Annotated in this window: 1 protein-coding gene; it reads right to left on the reverse strand. The window is 38.8% G+C overall.

Annotation, left to right across the window (positions count from 1 at the left end):
• Window positions 1–77: 77 nt before the first annotated feature.
• Entirely contained in the window at window positions 78–1,409 is a 1,332-nt protein-coding gene (locus BM390_RS15135; protein WP_089855778.1) for an ISL3 family transposase, read from the reverse strand.
• Window positions 1,410–1,571 lie beyond the last annotated feature (162 nt).

The following is a 1,571-nucleotide window of genomic DNA, read 5'->3' on the forward strand; positions in this document are numbered from 1 at the left end:
GGTTCTTTGTCAAATCGTGTTGGTGAGAAGTTTTAACCAATAATTTCAATCTTATATTTCACATGTTTCGGCTCTTTTTATGCAGCTGAAACATGTGTTTTATTTTGTGTTTTTTTCTTCTGTGGTTCAACTGGTTTGTACGCAAAATGTAAAAGAATTCTGTTCTTGTAGTTTTTGAAATTACGGTAGCCGTATGCGACGCGATTTAAGACTTTGATTTTGTTATTAATACCTTCAATGCGACCGTTATTGTACGTATAATCAAAGCTATTTTGAATGTGTGGTAAATGTTCTTTTAACGTCTTTATACTCGTTTTCATATAACTAGAAATATTATCATCCAGTTTTCCTTTCACGATCTCTTCGAGATCGTCATAATTCCTATCATCAAAAGCTTTAAAGAACCGTTGGAGAAAGTCATGGTTTGCTTTTAGTTCATCAGAATACTTTAACATAGTATCTACAACAGATTTAGATGGCAGTTGCCCGAACATGGTATAGTGCTTATACTCTGTACTTGAAAGGTCCTCGCTAGGTTTTAACATTAGTCGCCAGTATCGCTTGAGCCGACGGTATTTCTTTTTGTCTTCACCATTTGATGTATTGAATGCCTGCATGATCTTGACACGCGTTTTATTCATCGCTCGCGTCATCAATTGTACGATGTGGAAGCGATCAATAATAATCTTAGCGTTCGGAAACAGGTCCTTAATCACGCCTTGATAACTCGCATTCATATCAATCGTCACTGTCTTCACTTTCTTGCGCTGTTTAAAAGTAAAATACGTCGTAAAGTGGTTGCGAATCGTGCGCCCATCACGTTGCGGGAGTATATCTAAGAGATCACCAGAAACCACATCGATATAGATAAAAGCCATCTGTCCTTTAGCGACCTTAAATTCATCAAAAGAAAGGTTTTCAGGTAACGTCCGATCATACGTCTGAAGCTCTTGACTCGCCTTATTAATTTCTCGTTGAACCGTTGTTGGAGAAACAGCACAATCACGGGCAATATCCTTTACTGAACGAGCTTCAGCTGTTTTTATCCCCGCCTGAAGGCACGTATCTTTCGAGATGAAGCACCCTTCATTAACTAGCGATGTTTTCCCCACGAATGTTTTCTGGCATTGTTTACAATAGAAGCGTTGTTTTCTTAATTCGAGATACATCTTTTTCGTTCCCCCAGCGGGAATGACTATCGTTGACGTCTTCGTGCCATTTTTAATAATGGTGTAGTCTTCATTTCCGGCATGACAGCGGTCACAGTGCGTCGGAGTATACGTGAGTGTCCCCTCTAGGAATGTGCAAGCATGGCCATTCTTTGTGCCCGCGCGGGCACAATCCTCTTTAAAATTAATATTTTCATCTTGAATATCAAAGGCAATTCTTATAGTATGAGATATAGACAAGTGAGTTCCCTCCTAAGGATTAGTTTTGGTCGACTTCAATTCTACAGGGAAACTCACTTGTTTTCTACATTTAGGCAGAAAAAAGGTGCTAGTGAGTTATTTTAGTGAGCAATCTCTGTCTCACTTAAAATCCCTTTACCAACACCAAATATTATACAACCA

The organism is Halolactibacillus miurensis, assembly GCF_900116255.1.
GTDB classification, from domain to species: Bacteria; Bacillota; Bacilli; order Bacillales; family Amphibacillaceae; genus Halolactibacillus; species Halolactibacillus miurensis.